Raw genomic sequence first — 23320 nt, 5'->3', positions numbered from 1 at the left:
AGAAGCGGGGCTTATCCTCAGGCTGATTAACTTGTCGTACCCGACGGAACGCACGTATCATGCATTCAGGATCGTAATGCGTGCTGGGGTGTCAGTCATGTAGAACACTTCAATGCTGACAGGTCCTGCATCAAAGAAGGTCTGAAATAACAATAATCGTATATAAGGAGAACGAAATGAAAGTTGCTGTGATTGGCGCCGCTGGTGGCATTGGTCAAGCTTTAGCCCTGCTTTTGAAAAACCGTCTGCCTGCGGGTTCAGATCTGGCACTTTACGACATCGCTCCGGTTACGCCGGGCGTTGCTGTTGATCTGAGCCACATCCCAACGCCGGTATCAATTAAAGGTTACTGCGGTGAGGATCCAACACCAGCACTTGAAGGTGCGGACGTGGTTCTGATCTCTGCCGGTGTGGCACGCAAGCCTGGCATGGATCGTTCAGATCTGTTCAACGTGAACGCGGGGATCGTTCGTTCTCTGGCTGAAAAAATCGCAGATGTGTGCCCGAAAGCACTGATCGGTATTATCACCAACCCTGTGAACACCACGGTTGCGATTGCGGCAGAAGTGCTGAAAGCCAAAGGCGTTTACGATAAGAACCGTCTGTTTGGTGTCACTACGCTGGATATCATCCGCTCTGAAACCTTCGTTGCGGAACTGAAAGACAAAGATCCAGGCCAAGTGCGCGTTCCTGTGATCGGTGGCCACTCTGGCGTGACCATCCTGCCTCTGCTGTCTCAGGTTGAAGGTGTTACCTTTACTGAGGAAGAAGTTGCTGCATTGACACCACGTATCCAAAATGCGGGTACGGAAGTGGTAGAAGCGAAAGCTGGTGGCGGTTCTGCAACCCTGTCTATGGGTCAAGCGGCGTGCCGTTTTGGTCTGTCGCTGGTACGCGCTGCTCAAGGTGAGCAAGATGTGGTTGAGTGTGCGTATGTGGAAGGCGACGGCAAGTACGCGCGTTTCTTCGCACAGCCAGTACGTTTGGGCAAAAACGGTGTGGAAGAGATCCTCGACCATGGCCCTCTGAGCGCGTACGAGCAAAATGCGCTGGACAGCATGCTGGACACACTGCGCAAAGACATCGCACTGGGCGAAGAATTTGTGAAGTAATCACCTCGCCAGATAGCAAAAAAGCGGCTTAACAGCCGCTTTTTCTGTATTGCTTGTCCCGTTGCTACTTCTTACGGCGCACAGCGATGTGTGCCAGCGCCTTGAGCGCTTCTTTGTAGTCAGATTCCGGTAGCGGTGCCAACGCCGCAATGGCTTTGTCCGCTTCTTCTTCTGCGCGTAGGCGGGAGTATTCCAATGATCCTACTTCCTGCATACAGGCCAAAATAGCCTCCAGCTTATCCAGGCCGTTGCCCTGTTCGATCGCTTCACGGATCATGGCAGCCTGAGCGTCATTCCCGTTTTGCATCGCGTGAAGCAGTGGCAGGGTAGGCTTGCCTTCGGCAAGATCATCGCCGGTATTCTTGCCCATCTCATCACCTTGTGAGGTGTAATCCATCACATCGTCAATAAGCTGGAAGGCAGTACCGAGGTAGCGGCCATAATCTTTCATCGCGGTTTCAATTTCATCGTTGGCATCCGCGAGGATCGCGCCGATCTGGGTCGCCGCTTCAAAAAGACGTGCAGTTTTAGAGTAGATCACCTGCATGTAGCTTTCTTCGGTGGTGTCGGGATCGTTGCAGTTCATCAGCTGCAGCACTTCGCCTTCCGCGATCACATTGGTGGCTTCGCTCATCAGATCAAGGATCCTTAACGATCGAAGCTCGGTCATCATTTGGAAGGAGCGGGTGTAGATGTAATCGCCGACCAAGACACTTGCTGCATTTCCAAACATGGCATTGGCAGTGGCTTTGCCCCGACGCAGGTCAGATTCATCGACGACGTCATCATGCAGCAGTGTTGCCGTGTGAATGAATTCGATAAACGCAGCGGCCGTGATATGACCTTCGCCCTGATAGTTCAGCGCTTTGGCTGACAATACCGCCAGAATAGGGCGCAAGCGTTTGCCGCCACCACTGACTATGTAAAAGCCCAGCTGGTTGATCAGGGCGACGTCAGAATTCAGTTGCGCGAGTATTTTGGTATCCACTTTTGCCATGTCATCGGCAGTCAGTGCTTGGATGGTGTTAAAATCCATTGATGCGTCCGGTCCAAGGGAAGATTGCTGTTCGCAGCTCTCGTTTTTGCGTTGATAGTACACTAAAATTCAAAGCTCGACACAGTAACATTGTTGGCAAAAAAAGGGCTTAAAGATGGTGAACAGCTTTTCACCAATTTTCTTTCATTACCCCCTTGCCAGAAAGCGATTCTTACCGTAGAATTCGCGCCCTATTGATGAATTAAATGCGCACCCCTCACTGCACACTTTTTATACGCAGTAGGCTGTGCGGAAATGCGGAGAAAACCATGTACGCAGTTTTCCAAAGTGGTGGTAAACAACACCGTGTGAGCGAAGGCCAAACTATTCGCTTGGAAAAGCTAGACGTTGAAACTGGCTCAACTGTTGAGTTTGATTCTGTTCTGCTGGTAGCTAACGGCGAAGAAATCACCGTTGGTGCACCGTTCGTAGCAGGCGGTAAAGTAACTGCTGAAGTAGTTACTCACGGTCGTGGCGACAAAGTTAAAATCGTTAAGTTCCGTCGTCGTAAGCATTCTCGTAAGCAAATGGGCCACCGTCAGTGGTTCACTGAAGTCAAAATCACTGGCATCAGCGCTTAATTTAGGAGAAGAGATAAATGGCACACAAAAAAGCTGGCGGTTCTACTCGTAACGGCCGTGATTCAGAAAGCAAACGTCTGGGTGTTAAGCGCTTCGGTGGTGAATCTGTTCTGGCAGGTAACATCATCGTTCGTCAACGTGGTACTAAGTTCCACGCGGGCACTAACGTAGGCTGCGGTAAAGACCACACTCTGTTCGCTCTGTCTGATGGCAAAGTGAAATTCGAAGTTAAAGGTCCTAAAAACCGTAAGTTCGTTAGCATCGAAGCTGAATAATAGCACTCGATACTGATTCTGAAGCCCTGCCTTACGGCGGGGCTTTTTGTTGTATACCCAAATGACTTTTCGATTGATGTGATTTAGTTATACAACAACCGAGAGCATGGTAACGCAGCCACAAGCAGGTGCGCTTTTCCACCTAAAGGTAGAAAGCGTCACGTATGCGCCACAGGTGTCACGAAGCGATTCGTCATACCAATCTGGGCGTTGATTGTGAACCTTTGACGGTTTTTGATCCTAAGATCGTTAAAGATGTTCAGTGTCATGTGACTGCATAAATCGCCATTGTTAACCCAAAGACACGTAATACCTTGCTGCTTGCAGGTGGTGCAGGGGATGGAGAGGAAAAATGAAATTTGTAGATGAAGCGGTGATCCGCGTTGAAGCGGGAGACGGCGGTAACGGTACCGTAAGCTTCCGTCGCGAAAAATACGTACCTAAAGGTGGCCCGGACGGTGGTGACGGCGGCGATGGTGGTGACGTCTACCTGCTGGCGGATGAAAACCTTAATACGCTGATTGATTATCGCTTTGAACGCTTCCATGCAGCTGGCCGAGGCGAAAACGGTCGTGGCGGTAACTGTACCGGTAAGCGTGGTGACGATCTGGTGCTAAACGTGCCTGTGGGTACCCGAGCAGTGGATGAAGATACCGGCGAGATCATCGCGGATCTGACTCACCACGGTATGAAAGTGATGGTTGCCAAAGGTGGCTGGCACGGTCTGGGTAATACCCGTTTCAAATCGTCTGTAAACCGTGCTCCTCGCCAGAAGTCGATGGGTACTAAGGGTGAGTTGCGTCATCTGCGTCTGGAGCTTCTGCTGCTGGCTGACGTGGGTATGCTGGGTCTGCCTAACGCAGGTAAATCGACCTTCATCCGTGCAGTGTCTGCGGCAAAACCGAAAGTGGCGGACTATCCGTTTACGACGTTGGTGCCAAGCCTGGGCGTGGTGCGTGTTGCTGACAACAAGAGCTTCGTTGTCGCAGACATTCCTGGCCTGATTGAAGGTGCGGCCGAAGGTGCGGGTCTGGGTATTCGCTTCCTGAAACACCTTGAGCGTTGCCGCGTGCTGCTCCACATGATCGATCTGATGCCTGTTGATGGTTCTGATCCGGTGGACAATGCCTTCACGATCATCGAAGAGCTTCAGCGTTACAGCGATAAACTGGCTGACAAACCTCGCTGGATCGTCTTCAACAAGCTCGATCTGATGAGCGAAGAAGACGCTGAAGCGCAGATCGAACGTGTGCTGGAAGCGCTGGCATGGGATGAACCGTATTACGCAATTTCTGCTATCAACAAAGGTAATACCCAGCAACTGACTTACGATCTGATGGAATTCATCGACTCGCTGCCTGCACAGCTTGAGCAAGAAGAACCTGAAGAAGCCAAGGTCGAGTTCAAATGGGACGATTACCACGAGCAGGAAATCAAGAAACAGTCCAAGTTCGATGACGACGATGATGACTGGGATGATTGGAACGAAGACGACTACGACGTCGAGATCATCTACCGTCCGTAATGACAGACAAATAAAAAACCGCCTCGCAAAGGCGGTTTTTTTTCGTCCAAATCAAAGTAAAGTGGCTCAAGGTGGCGTAAAAACAGGAAGCGGTGTGTTTCAGGGAGGAAAGACGGTTGCAAGACATACCATTTATGCGTGAGCCGGTTCAGCGCGATATATCCAGGATTGTCAGTCAGGTTGGGCAAATGCTGCTGCAACATGGCGCGGAAAGTAAGCTTGTCAGCGATATCTGTTGTCGCCTTGGGGTTGCCCTTGGGCTGGACAGTGTCGAGATCTCATTGTCAGCCAGTTCCATGGTGATCACCACCATTACCCATCAGCACTGTATTACTACCGCAAGGCGTTGCCCGGATCGCGGGATCAACATGCGGGTGATCACGGAGATCCAGCGCATTCTGATCATGACAGAAAAGGCATTGCTGGATCGCCACAGCGTAAAAAAACGTTTGGCGCGACTCTCACCGGATCGCTATAACCGCTGGCTGGTGGCGGTAATGGTTGGCCTCTCCTGTGCCAGTTTCAGCCGCCTCGCTGGCGGTGATTTTCCTGTATTTTTTATCACCTTTGTCGCTTCCTTTTTCGGCATGCTGGTACGCCAGGAGGTGGCTCACCGCCATTTCAATCCCTTAGTGAATTTTGGTATTACCGCGTTTGTCACCACCTTGATCTCCAGCTTTGGGGCAATGCAGGAAATCGGTAACCAGCCCTATCTGGCGATGGCATCCTCGGTATTGATGTTGGTACCGGGTTTCCCGCTCATCAATGCCGTTTCTGACATGGTGAAAGGGTATGTGAATATGGGCATCGCCCGTTGGGTCATGGCGAGTTTGCTGTCGTTGGCAACCTGTCTTGGTATTGTCGCGGCAATGAACCTGACCGGTATCTGGGGGTGGTTATGAGCCTTATGTTTGCGCTATTGCATGACATGTTTTTTGCGGCGATCCCTGCGATCGGATTCGGTCTGGTGTTCAATGTGCCGGTCAAAGCACTCAAATACTGTGCCATTTTGGGCGCCCTTGGGCACGGTAGCCGCTTTTTGCTGATGCACTATGGTGTATCGATTGAATGGGCAAGTCTGTTCGGGGCGACGCTGGTCGGCATGATTGGCGTGTATTGGTCGCAGCGTCTGCTGGCACACCCCAAGGTGTTCACAGTGGCTGCAATTATCCCCATGGTGCCGGGCGTATTCGCTTTCAAGGCCATGATCGCGTTGGTGGAAATGAACAGCCTGGGGTTCAGTGACGCATTGTTGGCGACTTTGATCAACAATGGCAGTAAGGCGTTATTTGTCATTGCTGCGTTGGCGATTGGCCTTGCGATGCCGGGGCTTTTGTTTTACCGGCGAAAACCTGTGGTGTAGCATGGCGCTTCATTGCAAAGATATGTGTTTAACAGATAAAGAGTAACCGGATGAAGATCAGTATGATTGCCGCCATGGCAAAGGGACGGGTGATAGGCAAGGACAACGCTATGCCATGGCATTTGCCGGCTGATTTCGCTTGGTTTAAGCAAAATACTTTGGGCAAACCGGTGATCATGGGACGTAAAACCTATGAATCTATCGGCCGCCCGCTGCCTGGTCGCCGCAATATTGTTGTCAGCCGTGACGCTGACTGGTGCGCAGAGGGCGTTGAAAGCGTGACCAGCATTGATGCAGCATTAGCACTGGTGGAAGGTGTTGAGGAAGCTGTGATCATCGGTGGCGGTACCATCTATGCTGCTTGTCTGCCCCGCGCAAACCGCCTTTATATCACGCACATTGATGCCGAGATTGACGGTGATACCTGTTTTCCTGATTGGGGCGAAGGCTGGTTGATCACGCATAGCGAACACTATCAGGCAGATGAGAAAAACCGCTATGACATGGATTTTGTGGTGTTAGAGCGTCACTGATCAGCCAGCATGTACCGGGCAGGGACGTGAAAATACTTGCCCGTCTTCCCACCGCATCATGGTCATTGCTCCGCCCCAGACACAGCCAGTGTCGAGTCCCAATACATTGTTTTTCATCACACCGCCCAGAGCTGCCCAATGCCCAAATACTTGCATTGGTGCGATGGGTTGGCGGTTTGGCATCTCAAACCATGGGATAAGGGAGCCATCATTGATTTGATGGGGTGGCAGTTTACAGGCCATATCCAAACGGCCGTCCGGCGTGCAGTAACGCATGCGGGTCAGCGCATTGATCGTATAACGGTATCGCTCAATGCCCGATAAGGACTCAGACCACATCGCAGGCTCATTGGCGTACATCTTTTCCAGTAGCCATTGGTATCTGTCACTGCGTAATACGGACTCAACTTCCGAGGCGCAGGACTTTGCGGTGGCCAAGTCCCAATCTGGTGAAATACCCGCATGGCTCATGACAAAACCCGAATGGGTGGTATTGGACTTTTCAACATGCAGCAAAAGGGGCTGCTGGCGTAGCCAGTGGAGCAACTCTTCCCTGTCTTCCGCTTCAAGGATTGGCAGGGTTTTGTCCTTGGCTTTGGGTTTCATGATCCCTTCAGACACAGCGAGAAGATGTAGATCATGGTTACCCAGCACGGTATGCCCGTGAGCACCCAGTAATTTAACAAAGCGCAGGACAGAGAGTGAGTCCGGGCCGCGGGCGACAAGATCGCCGGCGATATAGAGGTGATCGCGCTGGCGGTCAAAATCAACGTCTTCTAACAGGGCGATAAGATCGGTAAAGCACCCCTGTATGTCACCGACAAGGTAAGTAGCCACAAACGTTCCTAGTGGAGGATATTGGGAATAGCGAGGCGAAACGGTGAGACTTCGATGTCAAACTCGTTGTCGTTTGCGTCCACCATGGTATAGAAGCCCTGCATCGCGCCGACAGGCGTTTCCAGAACTGTACCACTGGTGTAGGTATATTCATCGCCAGCTTTAATCACGGGCTGTTCACCCACCACGCCTTCGCCTTCAATGACCAGCTTTTTGCCGTTGGCATCGGTAACCAGCCATTTGCGGCGAAGTAACTGGGCTTGTTCTTCACCCAGATTTTCAACCGTGATGGTGTAGGAAAACACATAACGTTGGTTATCCGGCTCGGATTGCTCTTCAACAAAATGCGTCACAACCCGAACCGAAAAATTATTGTTTATCATCCCTGATAGATTCCCTGCAATTATGCGTTTTGGTTGGCATCCATCCAGTTTGCCAGCGCGACGAATTGTGCCAGCGTCAGGCTTTCCGGACGTGCTTGTGGGTTGATGCCCAACGATTCCAGAGTCTCAGCATCAACCAGTGATTTGTAGCAGTTACGCACAGTTTTACGGCGTTGGTTGAAGCCTTCACGACACACACGCTCCAGCCACTTCAAGCTGGTGGTTGGGTGCGGCAGTTCTTTGTGTGGGATAAGGCGTACGACTGCTGAGTCCACTTTCGGTGCAGGTTTGAATGCACTTGGTGGCACTTCCAGTACAGGAACCACTTTGCAGTAGTATTGCGCCATGACAGTCAGTCGGCCATAGGCTTTGCTGTTAGGGCCCGCAGCCAGTCGGTTTACCACCTCTTTTTGCAGCATAAAGTGCATGTCTTTCACTTTGCCTGCAAACGTGAACAGGTGGAACATCAGTGGCGTAGAGACGTTGTACGGCAGGTTGCCGAAAATACGCAGTGGATGTTCTTCTGATGACAGCGATGCGAAGTCAAACTTCATGGCATCACCTTCATAAATGGTCAGTTTGCTGGCCAATTCCGGGTGGTGGCGCAGACGCTCAGCCAGATCGCGGTCAAGTTCAACCACGCTCATTTTGTCGACTTCACGGGCAACAGGCTCTGTCAGTGCGCCAAGGCCTGGGCCGATTTCCACCAGGTTTTCACCCGGCTGTGGGTTAATGGCGGAAACAATGCCGTCGATGATGTACGGGTCGTTCAGGAAGTTCTGGCCAAAACGCTTACGGGCGCGGTGACCCAGATGGACTTTGTCGCTCATGCTTTCTTATCTACTAATTCGAGGGCGTGGGATAGCGCTGTCCGCAGGCTTCCAGTGTCCGCCGTTCCGGTACCTGCTAAATCCAATGCGGTACCATGATCTACTGAAGTTCGGATAAAAGGCAGGCCAAGCGTAATGTTGACTGACTTGCCAAATCCTTTGAATTTTAACACAGGCAAACCCTGATCGTGATACATCGCCAAAACAGCATCGGCATCTTTCAGGTATTTGTCTTGAAATAGCGTATCTGCCGGCAATGGACCAACGAGATTCATACCCTGTTCGCGAAGTTTGTCCAGCGCAGGCTCAATGATGTCGATTTCTTCGCGTCCCAGGCAGCCATCTTCACCGGCATGCGGATTGAGGCCACATACATAGATGGTGGGATTGGCGATACCGAACTTTGATTTCAGGTCGGCATGCAAAATTTCAATCACCTGAAACAGGCGCTCTTCGGTAATGGCTTTTGCCACATACGCCAGAGGGATGTGAGTGGTCACTAATGCCACGCGTAGACCTTCAGTGGCCAGCATCATCACAACTTGCTGAACATTGGCATGATGCTGGAAAAACTCTGTGTGGCCGCTGAAAGAGACGCCGGCACGGTTAATCACACCCTTGTGGACGGGGCCTGTTACCACAGCAGCGAACTCACCCTGCATATTGCCTTCAGCGGCACGGGTCAGGGTGTTGAGCACATAGTGACCGTTGGCCTCATTAAGCTGTCCTGCAACCACAGGTGCGGCCAGTGGCTCATCACAAACGATCAAAACACCTGGCTGATGGGCTTTCGGTGCCTCATCCGGATTGTAATCTTCAAACCGGACATCAATACCGAGTTGTTTGGCACGCTCGGCCAACAGAGTTTTACTGCCACAAATAACCAGCTGGTGTGGCCATTGTTCGTGAGCCATTGCCAGCACGAGATCTGGGCCTACACCGGCAGGCTCGCCGGGAGTGACGGCAATGCGTTTTGGATTAGCTGTTTTCATCTAGATTACCCACCTGCTCGACATAGGCACCCGCGCGGAGCTCCTGCAGCCAGGCTTGCGCTTCTTCGTTGAATTTGCGGTTCAACAACATACGGTAAGCGCGGTTTTTCATCGCGGCATCAGTACGGTCTGCCTGGCGACGATCCAGTACTTCAACAATGTGCCAGCCATGTACGGTTTTAAACGGCTCGCTGATCTCACCTTCAGGCAGGTTGTCGACTTTGTCTTTAAACTCGGGAACATACAATTCAGTTGTTTGCCAGCCGAGGTCTCCGCCTTTTACCGCTGAACCAGGATCGGCGCTGTATTGTTTTGCCAATTCTTCAAAAGTCTTGTCGCCGTTTTGGATCTGTTCCAGCATACGGTTGAGCTGGCGTTTCGCGCCGTCGTCACTCAGTACAATGGAAGGCTTGATCAGGATATGGCGCGCTTTAACTTCAGTGACGGCGACTGATTCCAGCCCTTTCACATCATCAATTTTAAGGATGTGATAACCCACGCCACTACGGAATGGGCCAATGATCGCGCCTTTACCGTTATTTTTGATTTGGTCAGCAAAGATGGTTGGCATCTCTTCCAGACGCATCCAGCCCCAGTCACCACCATTCAAGGCTTTCGGGCCTTTTGAGTTTGCCAGTGCCAATGCGGCAAAATCGCGGCCACTGTTCAGTTCAGTGACTAACTCTTTTGCTTTTGCGGCAACAGCATCGCGTTCTGTTTTCTGCGCGTCTTCATCCAGACGAAGCTGGATATGACTGATATGGTATTCAACGTTTTCCAGGTTTTTGGCATTGAGTTGCTCTGCCAGAGACTCCACTTCCTGAGGAAGAATGCTGATACGGCGTCGTACCTGCGCATTACGGGCTTCGCTGATGGTCATCTCACGGCGGATTTGATCACGGTATTCAGACCATGAGATACCGTTGCGCTTAAGTTCTTCGCGCAGTGAATCCACCGTCAGGTTTCTCTCTTTGGCAATGCCGGCAATCGCTTGTTCAAGTCGGGTGTCGTCAATGCGAATACCGAGGCGTTGTGCTTCCTGGAGTTGCAATTCTTCCATAATGAGCTGGTCAAGAATCTGTTTTTCCAGCACATCCTGCGGCGGCAGGTTTTCTTTGCTGGCATTCAGCGCAACGGTCTTTTTCAACGCGTCGATATCGCTGGAAAGGATCACACCCTCATTGACGACTGTGATGACGCGATCCAGTTCGGCTGGTGCCGCTGATACAGAGATCGAACTGGCTGAGATTGCTGCGGCCAGTAAAGCTTTCGTCCATTTTTTCATTTGCTGTTCCAAAATCTCAAAAATTTAGTTCTTCAGACCAAATGGGTTGCGGTAACCCAGCGCATTGCCACTCGCGGTACTGTAGCCAAATCCTGCATTGGCACCCAATCCGAGTAAGCTGAAGGAGAGGCTGATATTGTTGTCATACTTGGCTTCATCGTTGATGTTACCGCGCGCCAGCAGGTATTCGTTGTAACTAAGACCGATCACCCAGCAGGCGGAGCGATAAGTAATGCCCACTTGGTTTTCCAGCATCAGATCCTGGGTCAGATCGTGGAAATACTGGCCACTAAAACTCATGCGCTCAGTCAAGGGAAAGCCTGTAACAAAGCCGAGCTGGGATATGCCGTCCTCTGTGATAAGGTCTAAGTTGCTAAACCCAACAGCACTGGATATATAATTTTTAGAGACATAGCGGTAACTGGTTTGGGCAAAAAAGCCTCCATCGCGATATTCTGCAGTGGCATTGCCAAATTGCAGATTGCTTAAATTGCTATCGTATTCCAGTGAGCCCCGAACAAACACTTTATCGCCTACATTTAGCTCACTTTCAATCGCCCAGGCAGAGTAGTTGAGTGCAGTGTCCTGCTCTCTGTCGAAACGGTTTAGATAGTAAATCTGGCCAAAGGCCAGATTAAGGCGTTCCTTATAGCCATCATCAAAAAAGCGCGTTGCTGCGCCCACCGTAAACTGGTTGGCCGGGTTGATGTAATCGACACTGCTGAACTGATTGGCTCGGAAAAGGCCATAGTAATCCGTTTGTAGGCGAGCTGTATCGTAGCCACCACCGGCATAATCGACAGGGTTATAAATACCTGACTGGTCGACATCCTTGATGTAAAGGTACTGAACTTGGGGCTCCAGCGTCTGGGTGTAAGGCGTCTCGAAGAAAGTGCTATTTCTCTCCAGGGTCACCATGGCATGCAGTCGCGCCATAGGTACGGCGCGTGATACCGTTTTTTCTAGTTTCTTCCCGTCGGTATTGGTTATGCCTTCAATGTTGGACTGGTCATAATAGGTATAAAATACCTTACCTTCCGCCGATGCACTGAGCCAAGGCAGGTTATAGGGCAGGACAATCGTTGGCTCGATATTGAAACGCACAGCATTAGGCTTGGTTGTGTCGTCAGTATCAAACTTACTCAGCTGCGCAGGCATATGAAAATCAAAACCATAACCAATGTTGGGCTGATAATAAGTTGCTGCCAATTGAGGTAGCAATTTATACACAGAGGTGTTTGGGCTCAATGGTTGGAAGCTACGAACTGTCAGCGTGGAATCCCAATTGGTATCACGATACGAAACCTGTCCGGTCTGCAGCAGAGTATTTTCTTCTCTACTACCCACCCGCGAATCGGTATAGCGGTTGAAATAGCTGTAGTCGCTGACTTTGCTGTAGTTTATGTCATATAGCCAATGATCCTTGATCCCAGTATGACGCCAATTAAATCCCCAGCTTTTGTCATATTCAGGGTAAAGACTGTCATTGCCCATATATTCGAGAACCATGCCACCGCGACCAAATTGGGTCAGGTAACGCGGTTCGAACGACATAAACAACCCGCGGTTAGACATGTACGTCGGAGTGATTAACATGTCGGCCTGTGGGTGGATATTCCAGTAGAAAGGAGTTTTCAGCTCCACCCCATCGGTGTCATTCCAGGTGATTGACGGGTAGAGAAAACCGGTCAAACGGCCATCTTCGACCGGTACACGCAGGTAGGGCAGATAAAGAATTGGGGTGTCCAACACTTCAAAGCGCGCGTGATACAAGTCCGCGAAAATGTCGTCGTCTTGCTTTTCTATTTTACCGGCACTGAAACGCCAGGAATCATCATTATCTGGACAGGTGGTATAGGTGCCATCGTCCATTTCATAAAACGTTGTGCCGTTTTTGAATACGCGCTTAGCCTCACCTCGTCCCGGCACACACATCATCTTGTAGTGTGCATCCTGAAGCGTGGTGTCTTCGTTGTCGAGATTTGTTTCCAGCGTTTTCCCTGTGACCGCAATTTCACCATCGTGGTAATAAACATCACCTTTTGCAGTGACGATGTTTTCCGGCTGGCGCAGGGTTGCTGTATTGGCTTTGAGGGTACGGTTGCCTTGTTTTACAACCACATCACCCTGATATATCGCCTTTTCGTTGGCGATCGCCTCGGCACGATCTGACGTGATCGTGATCGGCGCATTCAGATCATTGTCACCACTGTTGCGCTGAAGGCAACGGTATTCCGGTGCTAGACAGGTCTGTGTTGGAATGGTCAACGGCTCTGCGCTGTCCTGAGTGACTTTGCTCTCTTCCGCCATGGCTTGACCATAAAGCGCGAGCCAAATCATCGTGGATAAAAAACTACGGGCAGTCAGTGACATTAAAACTCAATCCTGTTGTTGGCATACAGCACTGGTATACTCTTGCGCTGCGTCCTGGCAAATTTTTGCTGAAAAATGGGGGTTATGATAATGCAAATCATCCCTCTCAGCACCTGCTTGCTGGTGGAATCGGGATAAATTAGTCAAATAGAGAATGTCGCATGTCGATTTGGGGAAAGGTGTTGGGGGCATTTTTCGGCTTCCTGCTCGGGAAATGGTTCGGTTTAGCATTAGGTTTATATTTAGGCCATAAGTTCGATAAAGCTCGTCAAAACGCTTCATTTGGTGGCGGTTTCCGTGGTCAGAACCAGCAGGAAAGGCAAAAAGCTTACTTTCACGCCACATTTGCAGTGATGGGACACGTTGCCAAAGCGAAAGGGCAGGTCACGCAGAACGAAATCCGGCTGGCAACGGAGCTGATGAACCGTATGGGGCTGCAGGGCGAAGCCAGACGCCAAGCGCAGGAAGCGTTCCGGGAAGGCAAAGAAGCCTCGTTTCCTCTGGAAGAAACCTTGCAGTCGGTGCGTAAAAACAGCGGCGGACGCTTTGACCTGCTGCAGTTTTTCCTCGAAGTGCAAATTCAGGCAGCTTACGCTGACGGTGAAATGCACCCAGCTGAGCGCCAGGTTCTGCATACCATTGCCGGTATTTTAGGTTTCTCCCATCAGCAACTTGAGCAGCGTCTGGCCATGCAGGAAGCGGCATTCCGTTTCTACCGTCAGCAAGGCGGCGCGCACAGTGGTGGTCAGGAATGGCAGCCGGAATTTGCTGCCTCAAGGCTTAAAGGGGCTTTTGAAATTCTGGGTGTTGATGAGAATGCCAATGCCCAAACGGTGAAGCGTGCTTATCGTAAGGCGATGAATGAACACCACCCGGACAAACTGGCCGCAAAAGGCTTGCCGCCGGAGATGATGGAAATCGCCAAGCAAAAAGCGCAGGACATCCAGGCTGCCTACGATTTGATCAAAAAAGAAAAGGGCTTCAAGTAGCCCTTTTCCATCCCATAACCAAAAGTCTCAGACGAGGTTTTGTGGGTTACCGGCAATAAAGGCGTTGAGGTTGTCGGTGAGTTGATTGGCTAGTGTTTGCAGGCTGGAATCACTGCCCCAGGCAACGTGTGGGGTCAGGATTAAGTTCGGCATGCCTGCGTGAGCCAGCAATGGATTGGTGACGGTGGAGGGCTCTTGGGTAAATACATCCACGCCCGCTCCGCCAATGTCTCCCCGTTGTAGCGCTTCCACCAGCGCCTGTTCATCCACCAGACCGCCGCGTCCGGTATTGATCAGAATGGCAGTGGCTTTCATCGCTGCCAGTTCCTCTTTACCAATCAGATGGTGTGTGTCTTCATTCAGCGGACAATGAAGTGTCAGGATATCAGCCTGCGCCAGTACCTCCTCAAACGGCAGATAACCTTCACGCAAGGTTGCAGCCCCTTTGCGTTCAGCGCGGATAACGTTCATGCCGACAGCCTGTGCCAGTGTCGCCACCGACTCTCCCAAACTTCCTGAACCAATAATCCCCAGCGTAGCTCCGGCGATGTCGCCAATCGGATGGGTGAAGAAGCAAAACTGATTTTTCTCTTCCCATACCCCCAGTTCAATGTCGCGGTGGTACGCGGTCAGGTTACGACGAAGGGCGAAAGCTAGTGCCATCACATGTTCAGGCACGGAGCGGGTGGCATAGCCACGGATGTTACATACGGGGAGATGATTTTCGCGGCACCAGTTGAGATCGACATTGTTGTAGCCTGTTGCCGCTATCGCAACCAGTTTCAGCTTCGGCAACTGGGCCAGAAGTTCGCCGCTTAATGCTACTTTGTTGGAGATGACAATGGTGGCGTCTTTCAGTCTGTCGAGCACAGCTTCAGGCACTGTTTCTGGATAGCTTTCCCAGCTGTGTGGAAAAGACGGCGCTGGGATTTGGATATGAGAAGGGATAGTGGCGCTATCCAGAAATACAATCTTTTCCATGGCGGACTTCCTTTTTCCGCCACTGTAAACCTGAACAAAGGCTTATTTCAACAGCGCCGGGTCTGCTTTTATGCCTCGTCGTACCAGCGTATCGCCGGGCGCACCGGAATAAAAGTCGCAAGGTGCAGCAAGGTGCATAGGTGTGTTGGTTGCCGGGTGCAGGAAGCATAACTCACCGGCATGTAGCTGTAGGCGTGGCGAGTATTTTAGCGCCTGTGGATGGGCGTAAAACTCATCACCGACAATCGGGTGCTCCAGTGCCAGCATATGAACGCGCAGCTGGTGGGAGCGGCCTGTGATTGGTAAAAGGCGAACCAGAGTGGTCTTTTTCTCGCGTTTGATGACTTCATAGTCAGTGACGGAAGGCTTGCCGTTTTCAAAGCACACCATCTGTTTCGGACGGTTCGGCCAGTCACAAATCAAAGGCAGGTCAATGCGCCCCTCATCCTGCTCCACGCTGCCCCATACGCGGGCGTAATACAGCTTGTGAGTGACGCGTTCACGGAATTGGGCTTTGAGGTGACGTTCTGCCTCTTTGTGTTTGGCAAACACAATCAGGCCGGATGTCGACATATCGAGTCGGTGCACCAGCTCAGCGTCAGGATATTCCGCCTTGATGCGGGACCAGGCACTGTCGTAATGCGCAGGGTCACGCCCCGGGTTGGTCAGCAGGCCACTCGGTTTGTTGATGGCAATGATGTCGTCATCCTGATAGATAACATCCAGCCAGGGTTCCGTTGGCGGGTTATAGATAAAATCGCTCATGGCTTTTGCTCGAAAGGAACTGCTCGAAGTTTAGACGGGCGGCAGTGTATCAGAACACATACCAAATAGAAGTCCGGTAACAAAAAGGCACCGCCGAAGCAGTGCCTTTGATAAGGTTCAGAGAGAATTACTGGTGGCTGACCACAATCACACGCAGCGCATCCAGGCGTACCTGAGCTTGGTTGATGTAACCACGAAGCTCGCCCATCTGGGTTTCCATGGCTTCCAGTTCATCGTCACGGATGTTCGGGTTGACCGCTTTCAATGCCTGAAGGCGATCGAGCTCTGAGCGCAGTTTGGCGCTCATTTCTGCTTCGGCTGCTTCTCTGACTACGGCCAGTTGTTTCTCTGCCAGTGGGTCACCCATTTCAATCAGGCCATGAATTTGGGTTTGTACCGACGATACCAGCTTGCTCGCCAGGTGACGGTTCACCGGGCTGAGCTGACGGTGGAAGCCTTCGAACTCTACCTGAGCTGCCAGGTCGTTGCCTTTGGCATCCAGCAATACGCGGATTGGTGTTGCTGGCAGGAACTGGTGAATACCCGAGCTTTTCGGTGCCTGAGCATCGGCAACGTAAAGCAACTCAAGGAACAGGGTGCCGACCGGTAGCGCTTTGTTTTTCAGCAAGGATACTGCAGTGGTACCCACATCTTCTGACAGCAGCAGATCGATACCACCTTGGATCATCGGGTGTTCCCAGCTGATAAAGCGCATGTCTTCGCGCGACAGTGCGGTATCACGGTCAAAGGTGATGGTGCAGCCTTCACTTGGCAAACCCGGGTAGCTTGAGACCAGCATGTGCTCAGACGGGGTCACCACAATCGCATTCTCACCACGGTCATCCTGGTTCAGGCCCACAGTGTCGAACAGGCCCAGTGCGAACGTTACCAGGTTGGTGTCACCGTCCAGTGAGCTGATGGTTTCTGCCAGGGCTTTGGCTTTTTCGCCGCCGTTGGAATGCATTTCCAGCAGGCGGTCACGGCCTTTTTCCAGTGCCGCTTTCAGGCGGTGGTGCATTTCAGCCGAGGTTTCAATCAGGGTTTCCAGCGACGCATCGATGGTACCGGACGCCAGCAGTTGCAGAAGATCTTCCTGAACGTGCTCAAATACCGCACGGCCAGTCGGGCAGGTTTCTTCAAACGCATTCAGGCCTTCGTTGTACCAGCGTGCCAGCAGCGCCTGAGAGGTGCCTTCCATGTAAGGAACATGGATTTCGATATCGCGTTTCTGGCCGATACGGTCCAGACGGCCGATACGCTGCTCCAGCAGATCCGGGTTCATTGGCAGGTCAAACATCACCAGTTGGTTGGCGAACTGGAAGTTGCGGCCTTCGGAGCCGATTTCAGAACAGATCAGCACCTGTGCGCCCGCTTCTTCCTGGGCAAAGTAAGCGGCTGCTTTATCGCGCTCCAGAATGGACATGCCTTCATGGAATACGGTGCCGCGGATACCTTCACGCTCACGCAGCGCCTGCTCCAACGCAAGTGCAGTTTGTGCACGGGAACAAATCACCAGCACTTTTTCCTGACGGTTGGATTTGAGCAAATCCAGCAGCCAGTCGATACGTGGGTCAAAGCCCCACCAGCTGGCGTTTTCGCCTTCAAACTGTTGGTAGATATCTTCTGGGTACAGCCACTGCACCGCTTTTTGCTCCAGGCTGCGGTTACCGCCGCCCATGATGCTGGCAACGCGCATCGCTGTCTGGTACTGGCTTGGCAGTGCCAATGGGTACAGGTTCAGATGACGCTCAGGGAAGCCTTGGATAGCTGCACGGGTGTTACGGAACAGCACACGGCCAGTACCGTGACGGTCCATCAGGTTATCAATCAGTTCATTACGCGCTTCACGGCGTTGATCGCTGTCCACGTCGCCGGCTTCGATAATACGCAGCAGTGGCTCTACATCCTGCTCGGAAAGCAGTTCAGTGATGCTGTTTTTCGCTTCATTGCTGAGCTTGTCTTCTGACAGCAGTTGGCTTACCGCATCGGCAACCGGTGCGTATTGCTTCTCTTCTTCTACAAACGCCTGATAGTCGTAGAAGCGGTCCGGGTCGAGCAGACGCAGACGGGCGAAGTGGCTTTCGTGGCCAAGTTGCTCAGGGGTTGCGGTCAGCAGCAGCACGCCAGGGGTGTTTTCGGCAATGCCTTCAATCACTTCGTATTCGCGGCTGGCACGCTCTTCACTCCACTCCAAATGGTGCGCTTCGTCGACAACCAGCAGATCCCATTCGCCTTCCGCGGCCTGTTCGGCACGCTTACGGCTTTTACGTAGGAAATCCAGGGAACACAGTACCAGCTGAGCGGTATCAAATGGGTTGTCCGCGTCAGCAAAGGCTTCCACGCAACGCTCTTCGTCGAAAATGGAGAAGTGCAGATTGAAGCGACGAAGCATTTCCACCAGCCATTGGTGCTGCAGGGTTTCAGGCACGACAACCAGCACACGTGATGCGCGGCCAGACAGCACCTGCTGATGAATGATCATGCCCGCTTCGATGGTTTTACCCAGGCCTACTTCGTCAGCCAGCAGTACACGCGGTGCGTGACGGCGGCCTACTTCATGGGCAATGAACAGCTGGTGCGGGATCAGACCGGCACGCATACCACACAGGCCGCGCATCGGGCTTTTATGTTGTTCGTACTGGTTTTTCAGCGCGCGGTAACGCAGGGCAAAACGGTCCATGCGGTCGATTTGACCGGCAAACAGTTTGTCCTGTGGACGGTTAAAGCGGATTTGGTGGCTCAGTAGCACTTCGCGCAGGCGCACGTTTTCTTCACCGGTATCGCTGCGGGTGCCTACATAAGTCAGCACGCCCTGTGCTTCTTCTACGTTTTCGACGATCAGGGACCAGCCTTCATGGCTTTCCACGCTGTCACCAAGGTTAAACATTACGCGGGTGATGGGTGCGTCGTTGCGGGCGTAGAGTCGGTTTTCTTCGCTGGCAGGGAACATCAGGGTGACGGTGCGGGCGTCCAGAGCGACAACCGTGCCCAGACCCAGATCACTTTCAGTATCGCTGATCCAACGTTGTCCGAGGGCGTAAGACATAGGGGAAAAACCTCTGATTAATGCTGACACAAATTGGAATATTAAGCCGTGTGGCGCTTCGCGTGCCGACTAGCGACCTACAGTGTAGGCCATGATGGGCACGGATAAAAAGGGGGGCAATGTTACTTGAAGTTGTGAGAAGGGTCACGGTCAAAGTGGGAAATTTGGGTCAGGTAACAAATAGGTAACAAAATAATGAAAATGTGGCGTTATCGACGGGTAAAGAATTAATTTTGTCTTACGATTAAGAATATACCCCGATGAATGTGCCATTGCGTTCACGGCGGCAGTCATCAGGGGATATGTGGGTTTGCCCGCCAGCCTATGCAACCAAGGAGGTGCCTATGGGCGATGCCGATCGGAAATTCTTTGTGCTGGATACCAACATCCTGCTTCACGAACCTTTCGCCATCTATTCCTTTCAAGAACATGACGTCGTCATCCCTATGACCGTCCTCGAAGAACTCGACCGAATCAAAGACAGTAAACGCGATGTTGCCCGCGATGCCCGTGTAGCGATCCGCGCGCTGGAGGATATCTTTAAAGACGCTACGCCTGATCAGATTGCAGAAGGCATCGTGGTGGGTAAAGAAGGTGGTTCCGGCACTGTCTCTATCCTTGCTGACTATGAAATCAAGGAGACCGTCCAGGCATTTTCCGACAAAGCCGGCGATAACCGGATTCTCAACGCCGTGCTTTACCTTCAGGCCAAGCGCTCACCCCGTAAGGTGGTGCTGGTCACCAAAGACATCAACATGCGACTGCGCGCCAAAGGGGCGGGGGTTCGCTACGTTGAAGACTACCGTACTGACCAGTTGATAGACGATGTCAGCCTGTTAACCAAGGGTTTTCAGGTGTTTGGCGACAGTTTCTGGGACAAGGTGAGACAGGTTGAAACCGAAAACAATGGCCGTACCACGCGCCATACCCTGCCCCGTGAACTGGTGGATAACACGTATATGAACCAGTACCTGCTTGATGGCAGCGAGGATTTCGCCGGCCGAGTGGTGGGACTGACGGAAAGCACTATCACTATCAAGGACATCAGCCGGGAACGTCTGATGCACCGTGAAGCGTGGGGTATCAGGCCCAAAAACATCTATCAGGGCATGGCGCTTGATGCGCTGCTCGACCCCAATGTGGACTTGGTAATCCTGACCGGCCCGGCGGGGTGTGGTAAAACCATTCTTGCGATGGCCGCTGCGCTTGAGCAGGTGGTGGAGAAGGGCATGTATGACAAAATCATCGTGACCCGGAATACGCCGGAAATTGCCGAATCCATCGGATTCCTACCCGGCTCGGAAGAAGAAAAAATGCTGCCCTGGCTGGGGGCGGTCACTGACACACTGGAAGCGTTACACAAGAACGACGAGTGTGCCGACGGGTCCATGCGTTACATCATGGATAAAGCCAACATCCAATTTAAATCGATTAACTTTATGCGTGGACGCTCCATACAAGATGCGTTTGTCATTCTTGATGAGTGCCAGAATCTCACCGCTTCGCAGCTGAAAACCATCATCACCCGCTGCGGGGAAGGCACCAAGATTGTTTGTTCCGGTAACCTGGCACAGATTGACAGTCCTTATTTGACCCCTGTGACATCAGGGCTGACTTATATCGTCGAACGCTTCAAAAACTTTGAAGGCAGTGCGTGCGTCTACCTCAATGGCGTGGTGCGCAGCCGCCTGGCAGAGTTTGCTGAAGAAAACCTCTGACTTTTACTTATCCCGAATAGAAAAAAGGCTGCCAGAAAGGCAGCCTTTGTTTTGTTCGTTATCCGTTAAACCTTACGCCCAGCGGCGCGACTTCAGCGGGTCTGGGGCATAGTCGTCATCCATGATACTGCCCTGCGTCGTTCTTTGCTGGCGCAGGCGGTCGTTGGCAATGCGAAGCAACTCCTCACCGCTTTCAGCATCATACGGGTAGCTGGCAATGCCTGAGGTAAAAGTGACCGGTACCAGTCGCTGGTCAATATAAAGTGCGCTCAGTTGCAGCGCTTTTTGCAGCTGTCCCAACTTACGCTGTGCCTGGCTGCTGTCGCTCAGCTCAAACAAAATGGCAAACTCATCACCGCCAACCCGGGCAAACAACGTCTGGCTTGAAAGTTGGAGTTTCAATTGCGTTGCCAGGTGTTTGAGTGCCATGTCCCCGACATCTTCACCGAAGTTGTGGTTGATCTCTTTGAGGTGGTCAATGTCCAGCATTGCAACCACATACGGTGCAGGGGAGAAGCGGCGATCACTCAGGGCGGCGAAAAACTGGGGACGGGTTTTGGCACCGGTCAACGGGTCAAGCTGTGTGACACATTCCAGTTTTTCGTTTGAGTCTCGCAGGGCACGAACCGCAGATTTCAGCTCCTCAGTGCGGTGTTTGAGCAGGCGGTGGTAGAGAAACAGCCCACCGGTCAGCAACAGCATTGAGATAACAAGGATAATGTACTGCGCGGTTTTATCCAGCCAAGGTAAGGAGGAGTGCAGGCGGTTTTGCGGCAACCACTTGTTATAAATCGCGTTGATCTCTGCAGGTGTGATGTTATCCAGTCCCTGCTCGATTTTCGCAATGTCGTTGATTGAAGACTTACTGACGGAAAAATGCAGCGGGAAAGAATACAGCTTTTGCCTTGGGGTAAACAGGCCGTTGTTGCCCGTTACACGCATGTCGTACAGCGCTGTGCTCAAATCATCAATGAAGACATCCACTTCCCCTTCATAGGCTGCGTCATTCAGTGAGCCAAATGTCGGGAAAAGGCGGATATTTTCTTCCGGAATACGGGACAGCAAAAAGGCGTGTTTGGTGCTCTCTTTCACCGAACCCACGGTGGCGGTACTCAGTGCAGAGATATCGCCGAAAGGCAGGTCTTTTTGCACAAAAAGGAATACATCGTAGCGCCGAAGCGGCAGTTCACGGGAAAACGCCATCGATTTTGCGCGCTCGCCGGTGTAGCCAAGGCCACCATGGATCACTCCCGGGTTAGTGCGTGCGTATTTGAGCGACTGGCTCCAGGGCTTGAGGTGGAATTCGACGTCGAGGTCGTTTTTTTCCGCATAGAGTTGCCAGAAATCCACCATGATGCCGTCGGGTTGACCGAGACTGTTGATAAATGAGAAGGGTTTCCAGGTGGAAGAACCGGTAATAACGAGCTTTTTTGATTCAGCAAAAGAGAAGGGAGAAAACAGAAAAAGCAGCGACGTCAGCGAGATAGCTGCGAGCTGGCGAATACCGGGCATAGTCAAACTCTGTCAAAACAACCTGTCTAGATTTTCTGACGTGGATTATACGCAACCCTTTGCGCGGAGGGAATGAATAATTGAGTTTTATGTCAATGCTTTGATTTAGGTGAAAGTGGAAAGAAGATCGCAAAAAGAAAAGCCGCCAAGTTGACGGCTTTCTTTACTGTATCGCGCTCAGAACAGCTCGACGTCGTCTTCCGGAACGAGTGAGGCCAGTTCACCGCTGGCAATGAGGTCTTCGTAAAACGCCACCTGGTTTCGACCATTTTCTTTGGCTTTGTACAGAGCCTGATCGGCAAAACCCAGTACGGTGATAGCATTGAGTTCCTGATCGTTGATGGATGCCGCGCCCATTGAAATGGTCACATCTTTGGCCTGGCCGTAGTCACGGTCGTTGACCCGCTGAATGAAAGTGTTAACAGTCGCTTCCATGTCCTCACGGGATTGGGGATGCATGATGACCACAAACTCATCGCCGCCGTAACGGAACAGGATATCTTCGTCGCTGAATGTCTGCCTCATGATGGCTGTCACCAGCAGGATGACTTCATCACCGAACACATGCCCCAGCGCATCGTTGATTTTCTTGAAATGGTCGATGTCGAAGATGCAGACCCAATGGTGATGGGTCGGGTCATCCGTAATGCTGGCACCCTGGATAAGGAAGCGGTCGAGCAACATGTCGATTTTGCTGGTGAGCACTTTGCGGTTGTAAAGGCCAGTCAAACCGTCGCGCTCACTGGCCGAGATGATTTTCTGATAGTTCTCGTAAATTTTCGCCAAGCCTTCGATTAACTGAACCTCGTCACCCTTGAGTTCGTCGGCTTTACAGAAAACCACCGCATGGATTTCATCTTTCTCGCCGTAGCGGATAGGTACTGCAAGCAAGGACTGGTTATCCTCCTTACTGTATTCCACCACGTTTTCACCGGTAACGATGCAGGTACGCAGTACACGCTCAATGGCATCTTTTTCTTCTTCGTAGAGGAAAATGTCAGAGCAAGCGACCACCATAAACTCAGGGCTTGACTCTGCGTTGTAGTCCAACACCAAAACTTGATTTGCCGGCGTCAATTGAAGCACGGTTGTAATAAGGCTTTCGGAAATGGTATCGGACTCTGTTTGGGCTGTAATATCTACCACTGAGTCCAGTACATCGATACTGGTAACAGTCACAATCG

The 23320-nt window shown here is 51.8% G+C and carries 21 protein-coding genes; 9 read left to right on the top strand and 12 right to left on the bottom strand.

Annotated elements, in window-relative coordinates; genetic code table 11:
- The first annotated feature begins 176 nt into the window (after positions 1 to 176).
- Entirely contained in the window at positions 177 to 1112 is a 936-nt protein-coding gene (mdh, locus tag KU854_RS13345) for a malate dehydrogenase (protein ID WP_218359001.1), read from the top strand.
- A gap of 64 nt (positions 1113 to 1176) precedes the next feature.
- Here mdh and ispB read toward each other — a convergent pair whose 3' ends face one another.
- On the bottom strand, positions 1177 to 2148 hold the full coding sequence (gene ispB / locus KU854_RS13340; RefSeq protein WP_218359000.1) for an octaprenyl diphosphate synthase: 972 nt from the start codon (positions 2146 to 2148) through the stop codon (positions 1177 to 1179).
- A 269-nt stretch (positions 2149 to 2417) separates the two neighbouring features.
- Here ispB and rplU point away from each other — a divergent pair, with 269 nt between their 5' ends.
- The 6 genes from rplU (at position 2418) to folA (ending at position 6425) form a co-directional block, all read left to right on the top strand.
- On the top strand, positions 2418 to 2729 hold the full coding sequence (rplU, locus tag KU854_RS13335; protein ID WP_005504089.1) for a 50S ribosomal protein L21: 312 nt from the start codon (positions 2418 to 2420) through the stop codon (positions 2727 to 2729).
- Positions 2730 to 2746: 17 nt separating this feature from the next.
- Positions 2747 to 3004, top strand: coding sequence for a 50S ribosomal protein L27 (gene rpmA / locus KU854_RS13330; RefSeq protein ID WP_002536479.1), 258 nt, complete (start codon positions 2747 to 2749; stop codon positions 3002 to 3004).
- Positions 3005 to 3356: 352 nt separating this feature from the next.
- On the top strand, positions 3357 to 4529 hold the full coding sequence (gene cgtA, locus KU854_RS13325) for an Obg family GTPase CgtA (RefSeq protein WP_054779550.1): 1173 nt from the start codon (positions 3357 to 3359) through the stop codon (positions 4527 to 4529).
- Between the two features lie 134 nt (positions 4530 to 4663).
- Positions 4664 to 5431 carry a threonine/serine exporter family protein gene (locus tag KU854_RS13320; RefSeq protein ID WP_218359093.1) on the top strand — a complete coding sequence of 256 codons (768 nt, stop codon included), beginning with the start codon at positions 4664 to 4666 and terminating at the stop codon, positions 5429 to 5431.
- Positions 5428 to 5892 (top strand): threonine/serine exporter family protein, encoded by a 465-nt coding sequence (locus KU854_RS13315; RefSeq protein WP_218358999.1) that lies wholly within the window; start codon positions 5428 to 5430, stop codon positions 5890 to 5892. The genes KU854_RS13320 and KU854_RS13315 overlap by 4 nt, the downstream gene beginning before the upstream one ends.
- 50 nt (positions 5893 to 5942) lie before the next feature.
- Positions 5943 to 6425, top strand: coding sequence for a type 3 dihydrofolate reductase (folA, locus tag KU854_RS13310; protein WP_218358998.1), 483 nt, complete (start codon positions 5943 to 5945; stop codon positions 6423 to 6425).
- Here the strand turns inward: folA and KU854_RS13305 are convergent, their stop codons facing one another.
- Genes KU854_RS13305 through lptD form a run of 6 tightly spaced genes read right to left on the bottom strand, consistent with a single transcriptional unit; the run spans position 6426 to position 13125 of the window.
- Positions 6426 to 7262: a symmetrical bis(5'-nucleosyl)-tetraphosphatase gene (locus KU854_RS13305; RefSeq protein WP_218358997.1), complete on the bottom strand. Its 837-nt coding sequence runs from the start codon at positions 7260 to 7262 to the stop codon at positions 6426 to 6428.
- Between the two features lie 8 nt (positions 7263 to 7270).
- A complete protein-coding gene (gene apaG, locus KU854_RS13300) occupies positions 7271 to 7645 on the bottom strand; it encodes a Co2+/Mg2+ efflux protein ApaG (protein ID WP_218358996.1) in 375 nt (124 codons plus the stop codon).
- Between the two features lie 20 nt (positions 7646 to 7665).
- Positions 7666 to 8475, bottom strand: a complete 810-nt coding sequence (rsmA, locus tag KU854_RS13295) for a 16S rRNA (adenine(1518)-N(6)/adenine(1519)-N(6))-dimethyltransferase RsmA (RefSeq protein WP_218358995.1) — start codon at positions 8473 to 8475, stop codon at positions 7666 to 7668.
- A complete protein-coding gene (gene pdxA, locus KU854_RS13290) occupies positions 8472 to 9467 on the bottom strand; it encodes a 4-hydroxythreonine-4-phosphate dehydrogenase PdxA (protein ID WP_218358994.1) in 996 nt (331 codons plus the stop codon). The genes rsmA and pdxA overlap by 4 nt, the downstream gene beginning before the upstream one ends.
- A complete protein-coding gene (surA, locus tag KU854_RS13285; RefSeq protein ID WP_218358993.1) occupies positions 9454 to 10752 on the bottom strand; it encodes a peptidylprolyl isomerase SurA in 1299 nt (432 codons plus the stop codon). The genes pdxA and surA overlap by 14 nt, the downstream gene beginning before the upstream one ends.
- A gap of 24 nt (positions 10753 to 10776) precedes the next feature.
- A complete protein-coding gene (lptD, locus tag KU854_RS13280; RefSeq protein WP_218358992.1) occupies positions 10777 to 13125 on the bottom strand; it encodes an LPS assembly protein LptD in 2349 nt (782 codons plus the stop codon).
- A gap of 161 nt (positions 13126 to 13286) precedes the next feature.
- On the opposite strand from lptD, the gene djlA reads away from it, so the two are divergent.
- Positions 13287 to 14114, top strand: a complete 828-nt coding sequence (gene djlA / locus KU854_RS13275) for a co-chaperone DjlA (RefSeq protein WP_218358991.1) — start codon at positions 13287 to 13289, stop codon at positions 14112 to 14114.
- 27 nt (positions 14115 to 14141) lie between these two features.
- Here the strand turns inward: djlA and KU854_RS13270 are convergent, their stop codons facing one another.
- From KU854_RS13270 to rapA, 3 genes are all read right to left on the bottom strand, one after another.
- Entirely contained in the window at positions 14142 to 15095 is a 954-nt protein-coding gene (locus KU854_RS13270; RefSeq protein WP_218358990.1) for a D-2-hydroxyacid dehydrogenase, read from the bottom strand.
- A 42-nt stretch (positions 15096 to 15137) separates the two neighbouring features.
- A complete protein-coding gene (gene rluA / locus KU854_RS13265; RefSeq protein ID WP_218358989.1) occupies positions 15138 to 15860 on the bottom strand; it encodes a bifunctional tRNA pseudouridine(32) synthase/23S rRNA pseudouridine(746) synthase RluA in 723 nt (240 codons plus the stop codon).
- A gap of 127 nt (positions 15861 to 15987) precedes the next feature.
- Positions 15988 to 18906, bottom strand: a complete 2919-nt coding sequence (rapA, locus tag KU854_RS13260) for an RNA polymerase-associated protein RapA (RefSeq protein ID WP_218358988.1) — start codon at positions 18904 to 18906, stop codon at positions 15988 to 15990.
- 344 nt (positions 18907 to 19250) lie between these two features.
- Here rapA and KU854_RS13255 point away from each other — a divergent pair, with 344 nt between their 5' ends.
- Positions 19251 to 20624, top strand: a complete 1374-nt coding sequence (locus tag KU854_RS13255; protein ID WP_218358987.1) for a PhoH family protein — start codon at positions 19251 to 19253, stop codon at positions 20622 to 20624.
- Positions 20625 to 20696: 72 nt separating this feature from the next.
- Here the strand turns inward: KU854_RS13255 and KU854_RS13250 are convergent, their stop codons facing one another.
- Positions 20697 to 22136: a GGDEF domain-containing protein gene (locus tag KU854_RS13250; RefSeq protein ID WP_218358986.1), complete on the bottom strand. Its 1440-nt coding sequence runs from the start codon at positions 22134 to 22136 to the stop codon at positions 20697 to 20699.
- Between the two features lie 177 nt (positions 22137 to 22313).
- Positions 22314 to 23315, bottom strand: coding sequence for a GGDEF domain-containing protein (locus KU854_RS13245; RefSeq protein ID WP_218358985.1), 1002 nt, complete (start codon positions 23313 to 23315; stop codon positions 22314 to 22316).
- Positions 23316 to 23320: the final 5 nt, after the last annotated feature.

Origin of the sequence: Enterovibrio paralichthyis, assembly GCF_019209835.1 — a bacterium.
Classification (GTDB): domain Bacteria; phylum Pseudomonadota; class Gammaproteobacteria; order Enterobacterales; family Vibrionaceae; genus Enterovibrio; species Enterovibrio paralichthyis.
The sequence above is the reverse complement of the archived record's forward strand: the minus strand, read 5'-3'. Positions and strand labels throughout refer to the sequence as shown.

Excerpts from the sequence above, each read along its gene's own strand:
- mdh (WP_218359001.1), top strand. The coding sequence starts at position 177 with ATGAAAGTTGCTGTGATTGGCGCCGCTGGTGGCATTGGTCAAGCTTTA.
- ispB (WP_218359000.1), bottom strand. The coding sequence starts at position 2,148 with ATGGATTTTAACACCATCCAAGCACTGACTGCCGATGACATGGCAAAA.
- rplU (WP_005504089.1), top strand. The coding sequence starts at position 2,418 with ATGTACGCAGTTTTCCAAAGTGGTGGTAAACAACACCGTGTGAGCGAA.
- rpmA (WP_002536479.1), top strand. The coding sequence starts at position 2,747 with ATGGCACACAAAAAAGCTGGCGGTTCTACTCGTAACGGCCGTGATTCA.
- cgtA (WP_054779550.1), top strand. The coding sequence starts at position 3,357 with ATGAAATTTGTAGATGAAGCGGTGATCCGCGTTGAAGCGGGAGACGGC.
- KU854_RS13320 (WP_218359093.1), top strand. The coding sequence starts at position 4,664 with ATGCGTGAGCCGGTTCAGCGCGATATATCCAGGATTGTCAGTCAGGTT.
- KU854_RS13315 (WP_218358999.1), top strand. The coding sequence starts at position 5,428 with ATGAGCCTTATGTTTGCGCTATTGCATGACATGTTTTTTGCGGCGATC.
- folA (WP_218358998.1), top strand. The coding sequence starts at position 5,943 with ATGAAGATCAGTATGATTGCCGCCATGGCAAAGGGACGGGTGATAGGC.
- apaG (WP_218358996.1), bottom strand. The coding sequence starts at position 7,645 with ATGATAAACAATAATTTTTCGGTTCGGGTTGTGACGCATTTTGTTGAA.
- rsmA (WP_218358995.1), bottom strand. The coding sequence starts at position 8,475 with ATGAGCGACAAAGTCCATCTGGGTCACCGCGCCCGTAAGCGTTTTGGC.
- pdxA (WP_218358994.1), bottom strand. The coding sequence starts at position 9,467 with ATGAAAACAGCTAATCCAAAACGCATTGCCGTCACTCCCGGCGAGCCT.
- surA (WP_218358993.1), bottom strand. The coding sequence starts at position 10,752 with ATGAAAAAATGGACGAAAGCTTTACTGGCCGCAGCAATCTCAGCCAGT.
- lptD (WP_218358992.1), bottom strand. The coding sequence starts at position 13,125 with ATGTCACTGACTGCCCGTAGTTTTTTATCCACGATGATTTGGCTCGCG.
- djlA (WP_218358991.1), top strand. The coding sequence starts at position 13,287 with ATGTCGATTTGGGGAAAGGTGTTGGGGGCATTTTTCGGCTTCCTGCTC.
- KU854_RS13270 (WP_218358990.1), bottom strand. The coding sequence starts at position 15,095 with ATGGAAAAGATTGTATTTCTGGATAGCGCCACTATCCCTTCTCATATC.
- rluA (WP_218358989.1), bottom strand. The coding sequence starts at position 15,860 with ATGAGCGATTTTATCTATAACCCGCCAACGGAACCCTGGCTGGATGTT.
- rapA (WP_218358988.1), bottom strand. The coding sequence starts at position 18,906 with ATGTCTTACGCCCTCGGACAACGTTGGATCAGCGATACTGAAAGTGAT.
- KU854_RS13255 (WP_218358987.1), top strand. The coding sequence starts at position 19,251 with ATGGGCGATGCCGATCGGAAATTCTTTGTGCTGGATACCAACATCCTG.
- KU854_RS13250 (WP_218358986.1), bottom strand. The coding sequence starts at position 22,136 with ATGCCCGGTATTCGCCAGCTCGCAGCTATCTCGCTGACGTCGCTGCTT.